This window comes from Myxococcales bacterium (genome assembly GCA_016720545.1).
Classification (GTDB): domain Bacteria; phylum Myxococcota_A; class Polyangia; order Polyangiales; family Polyangiaceae; genus JAAFHV01.
This window is the reverse complement of record JADKKK010000014.1, coordinates 15,509-32,375: the sequence shown is the minus strand read 5'-3', so window position 1 is coordinate 32,375 and position 16,867 is coordinate 15,509. Positions and strand designations below refer to the sequence as shown.

Annotated in this window: 10 protein-coding genes and 1 pseudogene; 3 read left to right on the top strand and 8 right to left on the bottom strand. The window is 71.7% G+C overall.

Annotated features, from left to right (window positions below):
- Positions 1–54 precede the first annotated feature (54 nt).
- The 3 genes and pseudogenes from IPQ09_22520 to htpG form a co-directional block, all read right to left on the bottom strand.
- Positions 55–2,410, bottom strand: a pseudogene (locus tag IPQ09_22520) (RNA-binding transcriptional accessory protein).
- Between the two features lie 88 nt (positions 2,411–2,498).
- On the bottom strand, positions 2,499–4,829 hold the full coding sequence (locus tag IPQ09_22515; protein MBL0196949.1) for a serine hydrolase: 2,331 nt from the start codon (positions 4,827–4,829) through the stop codon (positions 2,499–2,501).
- A 69-nt stretch (positions 4,830–4,898) separates the two neighbouring features.
- On the bottom strand, positions 4,899–6,782 hold the full coding sequence (htpG, locus tag IPQ09_22510; protein ID MBL0196948.1) for a molecular chaperone HtpG: 1,884 nt from the start codon (positions 6,780–6,782) through the stop codon (positions 4,899–4,901).
- 168 nt (positions 6,783–6,950) lie between these two features.
- Here htpG and IPQ09_22505 point away from each other — a divergent pair, with 168 nt between their 5' ends.
- Positions 6,951–8,366, top strand: a complete 1,416-nt coding sequence (locus IPQ09_22505; GenBank protein MBL0196947.1) for a serpin family protein — start codon at positions 6,951–6,953, stop codon at positions 8,364–8,366.
- A gap of 7 nt (positions 8,367–8,373) precedes the next feature.
- Here the strand turns inward: IPQ09_22505 and IPQ09_22500 are convergent, their stop codons facing one another.
- From IPQ09_22500 to IPQ09_22480, 5 genes are all read right to left on the bottom strand, one after another.
- The gene (locus IPQ09_22500) at positions 8,374–10,710 is read right to left on the bottom strand and encodes a protein kinase (GenBank protein MBL0196946.1); all 2,337 of its coding nucleotides are present in this window, start codon (positions 10,708–10,710) and stop codon (positions 8,374–8,376) included.
- Positions 10,711–10,747: 37 nt separating this feature from the next.
- A complete protein-coding gene (locus IPQ09_22495) occupies positions 10,748–12,178 on the bottom strand; it encodes a serine/threonine protein kinase (GenBank protein MBL0196945.1) in 1,431 nt (476 codons plus the stop codon).
- A gap of 56 nt (positions 12,179–12,234) precedes the next feature.
- Positions 12,235–12,774 (bottom strand): J domain-containing protein, encoded by a 540-nt coding sequence (locus IPQ09_22490; protein MBL0196944.1) that lies wholly within the window; start codon positions 12,772–12,774, stop codon positions 12,235–12,237.
- 29 nt (positions 12,775–12,803) lie between these two features.
- A complete protein-coding gene (locus IPQ09_22485; GenBank protein MBL0196943.1) occupies positions 12,804–14,318 on the bottom strand; it encodes a S1 RNA-binding domain-containing protein in 1,515 nt (504 codons plus the stop codon).
- Between the two features lie 86 nt (positions 14,319–14,404).
- Entirely contained in the window at positions 14,405–15,205 is an 801-nt protein-coding gene (locus IPQ09_22480) for a hypothetical protein (protein ID MBL0196942.1), read from the bottom strand.
- Between the two features lie 217 nt (positions 15,206–15,422).
- On the opposite strand from IPQ09_22480, the gene IPQ09_22475 reads away from it, so the two are divergent.
- Together IPQ09_22475 and IPQ09_22470 are read left to right on the top strand one after the other, a co-directional pair.
- Complete coding sequence (locus IPQ09_22475) at positions 15,423–16,133, top strand: hypothetical protein (GenBank protein ID MBL0196941.1); 711 nt, start codon at positions 15,423–15,425, stop codon at positions 16,131–16,133.
- 84 nt (positions 16,134–16,217) lie between these two features.
- Positions 16,218–16,862 (top strand): hypothetical protein, encoded by a 645-nt coding sequence (locus IPQ09_22470; GenBank protein MBL0196940.1) that lies wholly within the window; start codon positions 16,218–16,220, stop codon positions 16,860–16,862.
- The last annotated feature ends 5 nt before the right edge of the window (positions 16,863–16,867 follow it).

The following is a 16,867-nucleotide window of genomic DNA, read 5'->3' as shown; positions in this document are numbered from 1 at the left end:
CCGTCACCGTAGGCGAAGGGCCCCGTGTCCGCACGACAATCGTGGAGAGCGCGCTCAGCCTCGCGGCTTGCCGAAGGCCTGCGCGAAGGGGTTGTTCGCGAACTTCGGCTGCTCGGGCGCCTTGGGGGCGGGCCTCTGGCCGCGATCGCCGCGCGTGTCGGGGCGACCTTGCGGGCCTCGGCCTCCACTGGCGCCGCCGCCGCCGCTCGCGCCGCCAGCGCCGGGTCGCTGGCCCTGCGCCGCGCCGCTCCTCGCGGTGAGGGCGATGCGCTTTCGCGGCAGGTCGACCTCGACCACCTTCACCTTCACCTTGTCGCCGACCTTCACCACCTCGTGCGGATCTTTCACGAAGCGGTCGGCGAGCTGCGACACGTGCACGAGGCCGTCTTGGTGGACGCCCACGTCGACGAAGGCGCCGAACGCCGTCACGTTGGTGACCACGCCCTCGAGCTCCATCCCGACCACCAGGTCCTCGAGCTTGCGCACGTCGTCGCGGAACTTGGGCGGCGAGAACGCGTCGCGTGGATCGCGGCCGGGCTTGGCGAGCTCGCGCTTGATGTCGTGGAGCGTGGGCAGCCCCACGTCGTTCGACACGTACCGCTCCCACGGCACCTTCGCCACGAGGTCGGCGTTGCCCACGAGCTCGGCGAGCTTCACGCCCTGGTCGTTCGCCACCTTCTCCACGAGCGCGTAGCGCTCCGGGTGCACGGCGCTCGCGTCGAGCGGGTGCGTGCCGCCGCGAACCCGCACGAACCCGGCGCACTGCTCGAAGGCCTTCGGGCCGAGGCCCGGCACCTTCAAGAGCTCGTCGCGCCCCTTGAAGGCGCCCTTCTCCTCCCGGTATTTCACGACCTTCCGCGCCACCGTGGCCCCGAGCCCGGCCACGTGAGAGAGCAGCGACGCGCTCGCCGTGTTGAGCTCCACGCCCACCGCGTTCACGCACGACTCGACCACCTCGGTGAGCTTGCGCTTCAGGAGCGGCTGGAACACGTCGTGCTGGTACTGGCCCACGCCGATCGCCTTCGGATCGAGCTTCACGAGCTCGGCCAGCGGGTCCTGCAGGCGCCGCGCGATCGACACCGCGCCGCGCACGGTGAGGTCGAGATCGGGGAACTCCTCGCGGGCGATATCACTCGCAGAATACACAGAAGCGCCCGCCTCGCTCACGAGCACGACGATGGCCTCCGGCGCGCCCGCGGGGGGCTTCGCGTCCTTCAAGACCAGGCGCACGAAGTCTTCGGTCTCGCGGCCGTGCGTGCCGTTGCCCACGGCGAACGCGAACGGCGTGTACTTCGCGGTGAGATCGGTCAGGGTCTTCTTCGCGTGCTCGAGCGCCCGGTCGCCGGCGACCAGGTTGACGAGGGTGTGCTCGAGCAGCTTGCCCGTGTCGTCCACCACGACGCACTTGCAGCCGCTGCGCTGCCCGGGGTCGATGCCGATCACCACGCGGCGCCCGAGCGGGGCGGCGAGCAGCAGCTTGCGCAAGTTCTCGGCGAACACGTCGACCGCGTCGCGATCGGCGAGCATCTTCTGGTCGATGCGCGCGTCGCTCTCGATGCTGGGGCACAGGAGCCGCGAGACCGCGTCGTCGACGGCCGTGCGGAGCTCTCCCGCGAGGGGCGAGCTGGTGCGCACGCCGGCCTGGCCGTAGAGGCTCGCCGCGGCCTTGGGCTTGTCGATCTCGAGGTCGACGCGGAGCACGCCCTCGGCCTCGCCGCGCCGGATGGCGAGGTACCTGTGGGAGGGCAGGCCCCTCGAGCTTCTCGTGGAAGTCGTAGTAGGTCTCGAACTTCGTGGGCTCGCGGGTCTTCTCGGGCACCGCCTTGCAGGCGACCACGGCCTCTTTTCGGTAGATCTCGCGCATGTGCGCGCGCACCTCGGCGCGCTCGGCGATCGACTCGGCGACGATGTCGCGAGCGCCGGCGAGCGCGGCCTTCACGTCGGCGACGCCCTTCTCGGCGCTCACGAACCCGGCCGCGAGCGCGGCGGGATCGCCGGTGGCGTCTTGCGCGAGGATGCGCTCGGCGAGCGGCGCGAGCCCCTTCTCGCGCGCCATGGTCGCGCGCGTGCGGCGCTTGGGCTTGTACGGGAGGTAGAGATCCTCGAGCTCTGACTTCACCCACGTCGCCTCGATCTTGGCGCGGAGCTCGGGGGTGAGCTTGCCCTGCGAGTCGATCTCGGCGAGCACCGCCTTCCGGCGCTCGAGCAGTTCGGTGTAGTACACACGCTTCTCGTCGATGTCGCGGATCTGGACCTCGTCGAGATCGCCGGTCTGCTCTTTGCGGTATCTCGCCACGAAGGGCACCGTGGCCCCCTCGGCGAGCAGCTTCGCGGTGGCGCGCACGCCGGCGAGGGGCAGCGAGAGATCGAGCGCGATGCGCGGACAGGGATCGTCGTGCGTGTCGGACATGACGGGCTCTTCTAGTCCAAGTTGCTGGACAAATGAACAGCCCTCGACGCGCTCCCTCTCCCCGCGCCGTCGCGGTCTCGGGGGCCCGCTAGCGGCAGGTCGATCGCGGGCTTCCGCGAGGGCTCAAGAGGAGCGTCGAGACCCGGCCGCCCTTCGCCAGGCCAACGGACAGCCACATCGGCGTGCCGCGCTCGCAGCTTAGCGTAAAGCGGGCGTCGTCCTCCCCGTCGCCGTCTCCGGGCCCGAGCCGGCACTTGCCGCTCTCGGCGCTCTGCGCGGCGAGCGCGGCGCGGATCCGGTCGACCTTGGTGTCTGACGTGAACAGCCCGGCTGCGCGGGCGTCGTCCCAGCGGGCGAGGAGCCCGGCCGCCTGCTGGGCGGCGCGGAGCACCGCGGGCGAGGGCGCGAGGCCCGCGGACTCGACCCGAAAGCCCCCGAACACGCCGCCGTCGGCGAGCGCGTGGAGCCGCAGAGAGCCGCGCTCGCAGGTGGCCCGCAGAGACGCCTCGTCGCGCGAGGTCACCTGCTCGTCGGCGGTCTCGGGGCCTGGCTCCGCGAGCTTGCACGCGCCGTGACGACGCGCGAGCTTGGTCCCGACGTCGCGCATCGCCGCGAGCGGGATTTGGTCGCGGAACGCCTTCGAGAACGTGGTCTCGTAAGTCGCCTGCGTGGTGTCGGCGAGCCCGGCGAGCCAGCGCTCCACGAGGGCGCGGTGCGCGAAGACGCGCTGCCGTGGCCGGAGCGCGTCGCTCGCCGCCACGAGGTCGAGGATGTGGTCGGTCACCCTCGCCGTGCGCGCCGCGAGGCTGTTCGAGAGCACGACGACCCCGAAGCCGCGGTCGGGCGCGAACGCCACGTGCGCGTGGAACCCGTCGATCGCGCCGCCGTGCTCCACGACGCTCGCGTAGTCGCACGTCCTGCGGACATGCCACGCGAGCCCCACCGACTCGGCCGACACCTTGAGGCCCGCCGGCGTCCGCTCGGCCGACAGGTCCACGGGGGCCCCGGCCATGTGCGCCTCCCGCAGCGTCGCGCGCTTCACCGGGCCCGCGTCGTCCCCGTCCCGCGCGGGCCAGGCCTCTTCGTGGAAGGCCACCCACCTCGCCATGTCGTCCAGCGAGGCATAGAGCCCGCCGGCGCCCTCCGACGCGCCGAGCCGCCAGGGAGAAGCGGGAGTCTCGGTGTCGTTCGTCGCGTAGCCCGTCGCGGCCGCCTCTTTAATTGTACTCTGCACGGGGTCGAACGTCGCGCTCGACATCCCTAGCGGGGCGAAGATGCGCTCGCGCAGGAAGTCCCGATACGGCTTCCCCGACGCGCGCGACACCACGAGGCCCGCGATCCCGAAGCCGAAGTTCGAATACAGGTATTCGGTGCCCGGGGGGCGAGCGACGCGCGTGTCGAGCGCCGCGAGCACCTCCGACTCGGGCACGTCGCGATCGTCGCGCGTGTAGTCGAACCCGCCCAGCCGCGGCAGCCCCGAGGTGTGCGTGAGGAGCTGCCGGAGCGTGATCGGGCGCGCGTCGCTCGGCGAGAGGGTCACCTTCGCGAAGTCGGGGAGCAGCGAGTCGACCCTGTCGTCGAGGCCCACCCGGCCGTCGTCCCGCAGGGCGAGCAGCGCGGTCGCGGTGAAGGTCTTGGTGATCGAGCCGACGCGGTACAGCGTGTCGCGCGTGGCCTTGCGGTGGGTCTTCTTGTCGGCCTCTCCGCGGACGACCACGTGGGCGATCTTCCCGTCGACGACCAGCGCGACCGCGAGGCTCGGCGGGCGCGACTCGGCCATCTCACGCTCGACGAGCGCCTCGAGCTTGGGGCCGAGGCCCGCCACCTTCGCGGCACGCCCCGGATCGGTGAAGGCCACCTCGGGAGGGGACACCGCCGTCGACGCGCGGGCCCCCTGCACGACCGCGGGGGCCGCGAGCAGCCGCTTCACCGAGGCGAACCGCTCGTTGGGGACCGTGATCGCGAGGTTGTACTGGAGGATCTTGTAGCTGCCGCCCTCGCGCACGAGCACGCCCGAGCCCCGCGCGGGCCCGAGGCCGCGGGTCTCGAGGTCCTCGTCGAAGAGGGCCGTCCCGCCGTCCGCGAAGGCCACCGCGCGCCGCGTGGCCCGCATGACCCAGCCTCGCTTCTTCTCGAAGTGCGGGTGCGCGTAGGCGCGAAACGCGGCCACGTCCCAGCGCTCCGTGGCGTCGGTCCCGAGGAACACGCCGCCGGCCGCGAAGAGGCCGAAATAGGTCGCCTCGTCGGAGCGCGCGGCGGCCGCGTGGAAGGCGTCGAGGACCCGATCGATCTCCGCGCGACTCGCCGGCGTGGCCGCGACGGGCGCGGGGATCGCGGGCGAGGCGCACCCGAGTGACGCGCCCACGGCGGGCCCGAGCGCGAGGGTGAGCGCGAGCGCGGGGAGTCGGTTCTTCCACATGGCGCGAGGGTCGCACGAGGCGGGACCGAGCGCGCGGCCGTGATCGTCCAACCCCGACCCCCTTGGCAGCTACAGACCCAGCGCCAAGAGCTTCGCGACCCGCCGCGCGAAGAGCCCCGGATCGTCCGGCGCGCCGCCCTCGGCGAGCTTGGCCTGCTCGTAGAGTACTTCGATGTATTCTACAATGGTGTCGTCGTCGGGGTGGGCCTCGAGGCGCGCCGCCAGCTTCTCGATGAGCGGGTGGCCGCCGTTGAGCTCGAAGATCCGCGGGTTCTCGGGCACGGGCCGGCCCGCCGCGCGGAGCATCGCCTCCACCGCGAGCGGCGTGCCGCCCTTCGCGATGACGAGGCACGAGGGCGACTCGGTGAGGCGGTCGGAGAGGCGCACCTCGGACACGCGCCCGTCGAGCGCCTTCATGGCCCGCGCGAGCAGGTCCTCGAGCTTGGTCTGCGTGGCCTCGCGCGCCTTCTTCTCGTCGTCGGTCTCGCCGAGGTCGAGCTCGGCCCGGGTGGCGGAGACGAGGTCCTTCTCCTTCCACTGCTGGATGCCGGCGATCGCGAACTCGTCCACCGGGTCGGTGAGGAGCAGCACCTCGTAGCCCTTCTTCGCGAGGGCCTCGAGGTAGGGCGACGTGGAGAGCGCCGCCCTGTTCGGGCCGTGGAGGAAGTAGATCTCCTTCTGGCCTTCGGGCATGCGCGCCACGTACTCGTCGAGCGAGGTCATGGTGGCCGCGCCTTCGGTGCGCTCGCCTGACTGCGTGCGGGTCGACTGGAAGCGGAAGAGGCCGACGAGCTTCTCGTCGCGCTCGCCCATCGCCGCGCCCTCCTTCAGCACGCCGCCGAACACGCGGAAGAAGGCCACGTAGTCGTCGGGCCGCTCGGTCGCGAGCTCCTCGAGCATGTCGACGGCCTTCTTTGTGACCTGCTTGCGGATGGCGCGGAGGGCGCTCGACTCCTGCAGGATCTCGCGCGACACGTTGAGCGGGAGATCGTCGGAGTCGACCACGCCGCGCACGAAGCGCAGGTGCTGCGGCAGGAGATCGGCGCAGTCCTCCATGATGAGCACGCGCTTGACGAAGAGCCGGAGCCCCTTGGTCTTCTGCGGATCGAACAGATCCATGGGCGCGCGCCGCGGCAGGTAGAGCAGCCCGGTGAACTCGAGGGTGCCCTCGATCTTGAAGTGCGAGCGGGCGAGGGCCTTCTCGTGGTCGTGCGTGAGGTGCTTGTAGAGCTCCTCGTGCTGCTCCTCGGTCACCTCCGCGCGGGGCCGCTGCCACAGCGCGGTGCCGCGGTTCAGCTGCTTCTGCTCCTCGACGCCGTCTTTGTTCTTCGTGACGAGCGAGACCGGGTAGGGCACGTAGTCGGAGTAGCGCTCCACGAGCGAGCGCAGGCGCCACTGCTCGAGGAAGTCGGCGTGCTCCTCCTTCAGGTGGAGCCTCACGGTCGTGCCGTGGGTCGCGCGCTCCGCTGGCTCGATCGAGAACGACGACTTCGCGTCGGAGCTCCACTTGAAGGCCAGCTCCTGCCCCGCGGCGCGCGAGATCACGTCGACGTGGTCGGCCACCAGGAACGCGCTGTAGAAGCCGACGCCGAACTGACCGATGAGCGACAGGTCCTTCGCCTCGCCCGCCTTGGAGAGCCGCTCGTAGAGCTCGCGAGAGCCCGAGTGGGCCACCGTGCCGAGGAACTGCACGAGCTCCTCCTCCGTCATGCCGCAGCCCGTGTCCTCGATCGAGAGCGTCTTCGCCTCGGGGTCCGGCCGCAGCACCACGCCGAGGGGCACGTCCGTCGCCAGCGAGGTCTCGGTCACCGCGCGGAAGCGCAGCTTGTCGAGCGCGTCGGCGGCGTTCGACACGAGCTCGCGGAGAAAGATCTCCTTGTTCGAGTAGAGCGAGTGGACGACGAGCTCGAGGAGGCGGCTCACCTCGGCCTGGAACGCGTGGGTCTTCACCATGGGCGCGAATGTCAGTCACCTTGCGCGCGCTCGCAAGCCCATTCCGTCGAAGTGCCAGTCGGTGTGCCGATGCTGTGCCATAGGCGGCACACGCGGGCGCGCTACGGCGAATTCATGATTGATTTCATGCGATGCAGCGTTGGCACGTTTGGCGCATCACGACTCATCATGAGCCGTCACCTCCCCTCCTTCGTTCGCCCCGCCCTCTTCATGAGCGCCACCTCGCCTCCGGCTCGGGGCCGCCATAGACCTTCGTTCGCCCCTCCGGGGCTCACTTTCAGGTTCGCCCTCGCCGCCGGCCTCGCTGTGGGGGGCCTCGCCTGTACCGCCGAGTCGCTCCCGCCGGAGGCGCCCTCGCCGACCTTCGACGTGGCGCGGTCGAGCCTCGCGCGGGACACGAGCCCGAACGCCACCCCCGCGGAGCTCGTCGCGCTCGCCGAGGGCAACGCGGCGTTCGCCATGAAGCTCTACGGGCTCACCGCGGCGAAGGGCGAAGGGAACGCGTTCTTCTCTCCGCTCTCGATCTCCACGGCGCTCGCCATGGCGTACGCCGGCGCGCGCGGCGACACGGCACAGGAGATGGAGAAGGCCCTCGAGCACCGCCTCCCGGGGGCCCGCCATCACGTCGCGATGAACGCGCTCGACCTCCAGATCGCCTCGCGGGGTCGCGTGGCGAGCGCCGCGGGAGCGCCGCCCTCGGGCAAGCCCTTCGCGCTCCGCTCCGTGAACACCACGTTCGGCCAGCGCGGGGTGGCCTTCGAGGCGCCGTTCCTCGACACGCTGGCCACGAGCTACGGCGCCGGAGTGCAGCTCGCCGACTTCAAGAACAAGCCCAACGAGGAGCGCCTCAAGATAAACGAGTGGGTCGCCCAGCAGACCGAGCGCCGCATCGAGGACCTGCTCGCGGAGGGCACCATCAACGCGATCACGCGCCTCGTGCTCGTCAACGCGATCTACTTCAACGCCGACTGGGCGACGCCCTTCGAGAAGGAGGCCACGGCCCCCGCCACGTTCACGAAGCTCGGCGGCGCGCAGGCTCAAGTGCCCACCATGCGCGGCGAGCTGTCCACGGGGTACGCCGAGATCGACGGCGCCCAGGTGCTCGAGCTCCGCTACATGGGCGGTCAGGTGTCGATGGTGGTCGTGCTGCCGAAGGGGGACTTCCGCACCTTCGAGTCGAGCTTCGACGGCAAGGGCCTCTTGTCCGCCATGGCGGGCCTCACGCCCCACACCGTGCGCGTGAGCCTGCCGAAGTTCGAGCTCAAGGGTCAGTCGGTGTCGCTGCGGGAATCGCTCCTCGCCCTCGGGATGACGCGGGCCTTCGACGAGCGCACCGCCGACTTCTCGGGGATGCTCTCCCCCGACGTCGACAAGCTCTGGATCTCCGACGTGCTGCACAAGGCCTTCGTCCGCGTCGACGAGAAGGGCACCGAGGCCGCGGCCGCGACGGCCGTCGTGCTCGCGGGCACCACCTCCGTCCCGGCCGACGTGAAGACCTTCCGCGCCGACCGCCCCTTCCTCTTCTTCGTGCGGGATATCCCCACCAACACGGCGATCTTCGCCGGCCGCATGGTCGCGCCGTGAGCGGCGCTTACTGACCCGCGAACAGCCGGCGCACGCGCTCCCAGACGCCGTCGGCTGGCCTCGCGGGCGCGAGGGGCGCCGCAGGTGGCGGCTGCGGCGCCGGTCGGGCGAGCTGCTGCGCGACCTGCTGCGCGGCCATGTGGCGACCGTAGAGCTGCGACAGGCCACGTAGGTCTTCCACGAGCTGGCTGATGCCGCGCGTGTCCAGATCGTGGGCTTGGCAGTAGCTGTCGGGCTTGTTGCGAATCATGCACTTGGCGACGATGAGCATGGTGTTGCCGTCGATGAGCTCACCGTTGCCGTCCAGGTAGTGCTTGAACGAGAAGAACCGGTTGGCGGGCGACACCATGCTGCTGTCGAGCCCCGGCGACTGCAGGCTCTGCACTTGCGCGTACTCGTGCTGAATATAGCTCTCGATGGTGTTCGCCGCGTCGGTCGCCTCGTAGTCGACGAACTTGCGGAAGGCGTCGTGGAGGGCCTTCGGGTTCGCGTAGGCGCCGGAGATGAGATAGTAGAGCATCGCGCCGAGCGAGTAGATGTCGGCCGGCCTGCCGACGGCCTTTTGGATGCGCGCTCGCACGTTCGTCTCGCTCACCTCGCGGTATGGGGTGGCCAGCACGAGCCGCTTGCGGGCGCGATCGGCGTAGGCGACCGGGTAGGGCTCCCCGCGGTTCCAGAGCGAGAAGGAGTCGTCCTTGGCGATCGGAATGTAGAAGTCCTCGAAGTACTCGACCTCGAGCGCGCCGTGCTGCACGTTGACCAACATCTCGACGACGTTGGTCTCTTGCTCCGGGCTCTGAAAGAACAGCGTGCCTGGCACCGCCGAGTGCATCTGCGTCATGCCGAAGTGCACGTCGTCGTCCTTCAGCTTCGCGGCGTTGAAGTCGGCGAGCCTCACCTGCGACACCGCGCCTCGGAGGGCCGGGTCGGCGAGCTTCACGAGCACGTTGGCGGGCTTGAGATCGCGGTGGCAAATGTTGCGCACGAGGTGCGCGTACTCCACCGCCGACGCCACGGGCACCATCACGTCGAGCACGCGCAGCACCCGCTCGCCCATCGGCAGCGCGAGGAGGTCTTCTTTCTGGCCATGGAGGCGCGAGCCCTTCAGGCGCTCCTCCAAGGACATCTCCAGGCGCTCGAGGAGCAGGTACTCGGGCTCCACGAGATCGCGTATCGAGGGGGGAATGAACTCGACATCGCCCTCGCCCGAGCCGTAGAGCTCGACGATGTTGGGGTGTCCCTGCACGCGCTCGAGGAGCTCCTTCTCCATTTGAAAGCGCATGTGGTCTTCGACGCTCACGCCCTTCTGAAGGACCTTGATGACGATCTCTCGTCGGTAGTCGGTCTTCGACTCCAGCCAGCGCTCTTCACCCAAATAGGCCTTCGCGAAGCGCCCCGCGCCGAGCTCGATGGGCATGCCGCGCGCGTCGAGCGCGAACGAGTAGACGCGCCTGCGCTCGATGTGAGCGGCGCTCTGAGCCTGGGTGGGCGGGTGCGCGGTCGCCGCCCGCGCCGCGGCCTGGGGCGCCGCGTAAGGGGCGAACCCCTGGGGGCCCGCGGGCGTCTGGGCCAGCGGTGTGGTCGACAGCGACCCGAAGTGCGGGGGCGCGGCGGGCTGCGGCGCGGGGGCCGCCGCCTCCGCGCGGACGAACGGGTACGCTGCCGAGGGCGCCCCCGGGGGGCCGCCTGGCTCCGGCGCGCCGGGCGGCTCCGACTCGAGGAACGCGTCTTTTCCCGCGCCAGGGCGGTCCCACATGTCCGCCTCGCGGATCGCCGGGGAGCCGTAGTCGAGCGCGGGCTCGGGCGCGCGCGGAGGATAGGCGTCGAAGGCCGCGTATGAGGGCATGGCGGCGCGGGCAGGGGGCGCCTGCGGTGGCGGCAGCGGCGCGAGGGGCGCGCTGGGGGGAGCCGGGTAGGTGGGGGGTGGCGCCGGGTGCGTGGGCGGCGGGAGCGTGGCCGGCGAGGCCGCGTGCATAGGGGGCGAGGCCGCCGGTGGAAGGGGCGCGGTCTGCGGCCCTAGGTACCCGGAGAACGGGCGGCTTGGGCTCGGCGCGCGGAGCGGCGGCAGCGCGCCGTAGGCCCCTGACAGGGTGGGCGCGCGCGGCGGGGCGTGCGCGGGGGGGAGCGGCGGTGTGGAGCGCGTGGGAGGGCGCGGCGGCCGCGGCGGCTCGGGGACGCTCGCGGGGATCGCGCCGCGCGAGGGGCGCACGCCCAGCGGATCGGTCGGCGCCGACGGACCGGTGAAGTCGCCGTCACGCGTGCTCAGCGTCTGGGTGGCCATGACGTCGTCGTCGCCGTCGAGGTCCCAGTCGAACAGCTCTTCTCCGTCCTCCTTCGCCTCCACGACCGCTCCTGCTCACTGCTGCTCGCCGGGCCCGTCGCTAGGTTCGCCCGACGATGACCACCTGAGGGGTGTGCCCCGAGGCGTGTGTGACGTAGAGCGCGACCGCCTGCCCCGCCGTGGAGAACGGTATCAGAACGGGCCCTCCGTCGACGAGAAAGACCGTGCCTTCGGCCGTGCGTTCCCCGAAGGCGAGGCGGGCGACCAGGCGCACGGCCTGGCTCGAGGTCATGAAGGTGAGGGTGGCGTCGCGGTCGAGGAGCACCGCGGTGGAGGGGCGCGCGCCGTCGCGGACGACGAACCCGGAGAGGTTTCGCACGTTCACCCGGGCCGAGGTTGGCTGAAAGGAGAGGCGCACGCGGGTCTCGGTGCCGCCGGCCGCGAAGGCGAGGTCGGCGACCTCGGGCACGAGGCTCATGGAAACGGGCCCCGTGCCGCGCGCGCTCGTGGGCCCCGTGGCGGCGGTCGGTCGGGGCTCGCGAGGGGCCGCGGTTGCGCGTGGCGGTGGCGGCCCGCCGTCCAGGGTCGCGGCCGCCGCGCGGAACGCCGTCGCGAAGGCGGCGGGCGAGTGAAACCGCTGCGCGGGGCTCACGCGCAGGCACGCGAGGATGACCTCCTCGAGCGGCGTGGGGAGCCCGCTCGCGCGGATCGCGCGGGTCGCGAAGTCGTCGTCGAAGATGCGCGGCAGGTAGGTCTCGCGGATGCGCGCCGAGTCGAACGCGGGCCGGCCGGTAAGCATGAAGTGAGCGACGAGGCCGAGCGAGTACACGTCGGTCGTGGCGCTCTCGACGCCGCTGGACAGTTGCTCCGGCGCGGCCCAGCGCGGCGAGCAGAGCGTCAGCGGCGTGCTCGGCGTGCGGCCGGTCTTCGCGGCCTCGGCGGTCGGCACCGGCGTCCGCGCGATGCCGAAGTCGGCGATCTTGGGGAAGCGCTTCGCGCCCACCTCGGCGAAGAGGATGTTCGACGGCTTCACGTCGCGGTGCACGATCCCGTACCCGTGCGCCTCGCCCAGCGCGCCGGCGACCGCGTCCAGCACGTCGGCCGCCGCCAAGGGCGAGAGGGTGCCCTCCGCGCGCACGCGCTGCTCCAGGTTCCCACCCGAGAGAAACTCGGAGATGTGGAATGGTGAGCGCTCCTCGGTCGGCGTCGAGGCGTCACCGACGTATCCGAAGTCGTAGATGCGCAGCGTGCTTGGGTGCTGCAGCTTCGAGAGGGCCCGCGCCTCGTCGAGAAAATGCGTGTAAGTTGCATGGTACAGGGCGCGGCCGCTCGTGCTCCCCGAGCCCTCCACCAGCGTCGTGCGCAGCACCTTCGCGACCACCACCCGCGAGAGGCGCTCGTCCTCCGCTCGGTAGATCGTGGCCATTCCGCCGCCGTCGTACCGATCGAGGATCACGTAGCGATCCAGCAAGCGCGTGCCCCGGGGCAGCTCTCGCTCGCTCGTGTCGTGGAGATCACGCCGGCCGCTCATGTGTCTCGAAGACGGTACGTGGGAATCGCGCCGAGGGCACTCGTTCGCGCGCTACCTCAACCCGCGGGCTCCCGGCGGCGCTTCGGGCGCCTCGCGGCCTTCGCCTTCCGCGCGCTCGCCACCTCGTAGGCGCGCTGTACGGCCCGGAACGCCTCGGCGTCGCCCCCGCGGTCGGGGTGAGTCTCGAGGGCGCGCTGCCGGTAGGCTCGCTTCACCTCCTCGTCCGTCGCCGAGGGCGGCACTCCGAGCGTGTCCCACACCGAGCGGGGCTCGGCGCGCGCCGCGTCGTTGAGGGCCGGCGCACGAGCCTGGCCGTCCACGCGCGCGCCTTCGCCCGTCGCCGAGGGGAACGCGGGCTCACCCCGCAGCACGCGCGCCCACGCGCGCGCCCAGCTCCCGTCGATCGCTACGAGCGGCGCGCCGCACGCCCGCTCGGCTTGCTGGTGCGCCTCCTCGCGAGTCCGCGCGCCGCCGCTCGCCGCGTCCGGGGGCCGAAAGGGCTCCCGGCCGGGCGGACCGCTCCACCACGCCGCCCAGAGGAAGCGCCGGCGGCGGGTGGGCGTGACCGAGCAGACGGGGGCGAAGAGCTGCGTCACCGCTCGCCTCGCGCTGGCCCGCGCCGCGTTTACTTCTTCTTGCCCTTGCCGGCCTTCGCGCCGCCGGAGAGGTCCACCTTCTTCAGAAGATCGCCGAACGTGCCGAGCGACGCCGGCGCCTTCATCGACGAGCGCGCCTGCTCGAACTGCGCGCGCTCTTCGGCGTCCTTCGCGCCACGCAGGGAGAGGCGGAGCTTGCCCTCCCCGGTCTCGAGCACCTTCGCGGACACCTTCGTGCCCTCGGGGAAGGCCTTGCGGAGGTCGGCGCCGCGCGGCAGGCCGGTCTCGGCGTTGGGGACGAGCCCGCGCCCGCCGCGCCCGGTCACACCGTCGAGCTGAACGAACAGCCCGAAGGTCTCGATCTTCTCGACGACCCCGGTGACCACGGCGTTCACGCGCACGGCCACGGCCGCCCGCGGCACCTCGAGGACGCTGCCCACGGCCGCGCCCTCGGGGGCCACGCCGAGGCCGATCTTCTTGGCCAAGAGGTCAAGCTTCTTGACGACCACGAGCACGGCGGTGCCCTCGCCCAGCTCGGCGCCCTTCGGCTGCTCCGACACGTGAAGGAGCCCCTCGACGCCCGGCGCGATGCGCACGAACGCCCCGAACGGCTGCGTGCGCACGACGGTGCCGTCCAGGACCTTGCCCTCGGCGAGGTCGAGGCCCTGCCACGGATCGGCCATGAGGGCCTTCAAGGACAGGGTGATCTTGAGCTGCGGCCCGCGCCGGCCTTTGCCCTCGCGACCCTCCGGCGGCGGCACCTCTTTCACTTCGCGCACGAGCACCTCGACGGTCTCGCCGGCCCGGAGCGCGTCGCCCACGGCCACGCTGCGGTCGTGGCCGATCTCCGAGCGCGGGATGAGCCCCTCGATGCCGCCGAGGTCGACGAACGCGCCGAAGTCGCGGATGGAGGTGACCGTGCCGGTCAGGGTGGCGCCGGGCACGAGCGACTGCTGGGTCTTCGCGAAGGCCTCGTGCGCGTCGCGCTCGAGGAGCGCGCGGCGCGAGAGCACGACGCTCTTGCCGCCGTCTTTCACCTCGCTCACGAGGAACGAGAGGCTCTGGCCGATGAACGCGCTGGCGTCTTGCACGAAGCGCGAGTCGAGCTGGCCCATCGGGCAGAAGGCGCGCACGCCCCCGACCTCGACCTCGGCGCCGCCCTTGTTCAGCGCGAGCACCTTGCCCTCGACCGGCACACCGGCCGCCTTCGCGCGCTCGAGGCCGTCGACGCCGTGGGTCTTGCCGAAGCTCTTCCCGAGCCGGAACATGCCCTGCTGATCGTTCGCCTCGAGCACGTGGGCTGTGACCCGATCGCCGGGCTTCACCGTGACTTCGCCGGCCTCGTCGCGCAGCTCGTCGGCCTCGAGGAAGCCCTGGCGCTTTCCGTCGAGCTCCACGAACACGGCGTCTTTGCCGACCTGCACGACGACGACGTCGAGCTTGTCGCCCACCTTGAAAGATCGGCTGCGGCGGTCGGACCGGCCGTGGGACTGCTGCTCGAAGAGGGCCGCGAACGAGTCGCCGGCAGGGGCGTCGGTGGACATGCGCACTCCCTACCACGCACCGGCTGCGCGAGCAGCGCTGTGTGGAGGCCCCGCGCACAAAAAAGCCAACGAAACGGGCCGGCCGCTCAGGCGGCGCGCGAGCGGCGCCGCGAGAGCAGCAGGGCGCCCGCGACCACACCCGACCACACGAGCCCCCAAGCCGACACGGGAGGGCCGCCCGAGCTGTTGCACCCGCCGTCCTCGTCGGTCGGGCCGAGGGTGCCGGGTGTACGTGGGCCGGGGGTTGCGCCGCCGCCATCGGGGAGCGCTCCGCCGTCCGACGTGGGCGTGGACCCGCCGTCTTTCGCGGGGGGCACGGCGCCGTCGGGGAGGGGCGCGCTCGCGTCGGGGCGTGGACCGCCGCCATCGGTGGGAGGGGGCGGCGTGCCGGTCACGCTGACGACCTTCGTGCCCCTCGCGAAGCCGTCACCGCCCGTGCCGCTGCCGTTGGTCGACGCGCCCCCGTAGTAGATCGTGATGCTGCCTGCGTTCATGGGCTGCACCTCGAACGTGCAGTTGCCGCCCGCGGCGCCCGACGGAGTGAGCTCGTCGAACGACTTCACGACCGAGGCGCTCGTCGGCGTGAGGTCGACGCCCGCGGTCGCCCCCACCACGCAGCGCAGGGTGCCGCCGGACGCCGTCACGCGAAGGGTGTAGCTGCCCTTCGCGCCGGCCGCGATCGTGTCTGGGCCCGTGAGCTGCACCTGCGGCGTGGGGCCCCCCGTGTGGCATCGACCGCAGCCGTCGCCCCCGGGGAACGTGGGGTTCGGCTTGCCGGTGTAGCCGGGCGGGCCCGGGGCGTTGGCGCTGGCGGTGCCGCACACGAGGGACGTGAGGAGCGTGACGAAGACGGTGGTCGAGACCGCCGCTAGGCGCGCGTACTTCATGACAAAATACGGTAGCAGCGCGCGCGGACCCGCCCACTGGCAATCGATGATCCGCCCTGGGGGCGGAAAGCACCAGCGAGGCAGTCGCTGCGGAGAAATCTGGGAACCTTTCGGTGGGCGCGGCGTCGAGACGCCCCATGCAGGTTGACGCCCGAGCCTCCGTGGCGAGCCTCGTTCAGGACCCGCGCGGGCGCGCGCGCCGCATTTCGAGGGCGCCGTGAGCGAGCCCTTGGACGCGCTCCGCGCCTACCACGCCCGCCTCGAGGGCGACCTCGCCGAGCTCGAGGTCCGGCGCGCCGAGCAAGCCGGCCTCGCCGAGGCGGCCAGCCGCGTCGCCCGCGAGCTCCGTGAGAGCCAGGCTCTCCTCGACGGCCACGCGCGCCACCGCAGGCTCCCCATGCTCGAGAGCGCGAAGATCGCCTCTCCGTGCCCCGCGCGCTGGGAGGACATGGAGGGGGACGAGCACACGCGCTTCTGCGATGGCTGCCAGAAGACGGTCTTCAACCTGTCGGCCCTCACCGCCGAGGAGGCGGAGTCGCTCCTTCAGGCTCACGGCGAAGGAGGGCTCTGCGCGAAGCTCTATCGGCGCGCCGACGGCACCGTGCTCACGCAAGATTGCCCTGTGGGCGTGCGGCGAAAGCGCCTCCGCGGCGTGCGCGCCCTCGCGATCGCGGCGGCCTTCGGGGCCGCGATCACGGGCGTGGCCGACGACGACGCCGCGTGTGCTTCGGCGGTGTTCGCGGTCCCCGTCCCGCCGGCGGCGCGCCCCGCGCCCGCCCCTGCCCACGCCCCTGTCGACGTGACCTTCTTCCAGCAGCACCTCTTGGGCGGCATCGGCTCCTCCGATGTGGCCAGCGACAAATTTCAGAGGAATGGCGCCGTCGAACCCGCCCCGCCCCCACCTACCCGCGCGCCGCGCCGACGCTGAACGTGTGAATTGGTGCAGTCAGGGCGGGAAAAAACGAGACAATCGACCCAACTTTTCGCCGACTGGCGCGTTCGAGTGAGACCCATGACGTACCGCAGCGCCGAAGACGCCCTCCGCGCCCGCACAGATCTGCTCTCGGACGAGCTCCGCACCCTCGAGCAGCGCCAGGCCGAGACCGCCCGCCTCGACCGCGAAGCGGCCGAGCTCCGTGAGTCTCTCGCGAAGAGCCGCGCCCTCCTCGAGCGCTTCGAGCAGCGCCGAGCCTCGCCGCACCTCCCGCTCCTCGACCAGGTGCGGGTCGCCTCGCCGTGCAACGCCCGCTGGGAAGACATGACCGGCGACGACAAGACCCGCTTCTGCGGCAAGTGCGAGAAGAACGTCTACAACCTGTCCGCGATGACCCGGGACGAGGCCGAGCTGCTGGTGCTCGAGCGCGAGGGGCAGCTCTGCGCGAGGTTCTACCGCCGCGCCGACGGGACGATGATCACGCAAGACTGCCCTGTGGGTGTGCGCCGCAAGCGCCTACGCCTCGTGGGGGTGCTCGCCATCGGCGGCGGCATGGCCGCGATGGCCACGGGGTTCGCCGCGAGCCTTCTGGTGTCACGCGGCGGCCACCCCGAGGCCGTGCAGGGCAAGATGGAGATGCCCGTCCAGATGGGCGACATCGGCCCCGCGAGCCCGCCGCCGGCGCCGCCCGCGCCGCCCGTCCCGTCCGGCGAGAGGAAGTGAGCCGC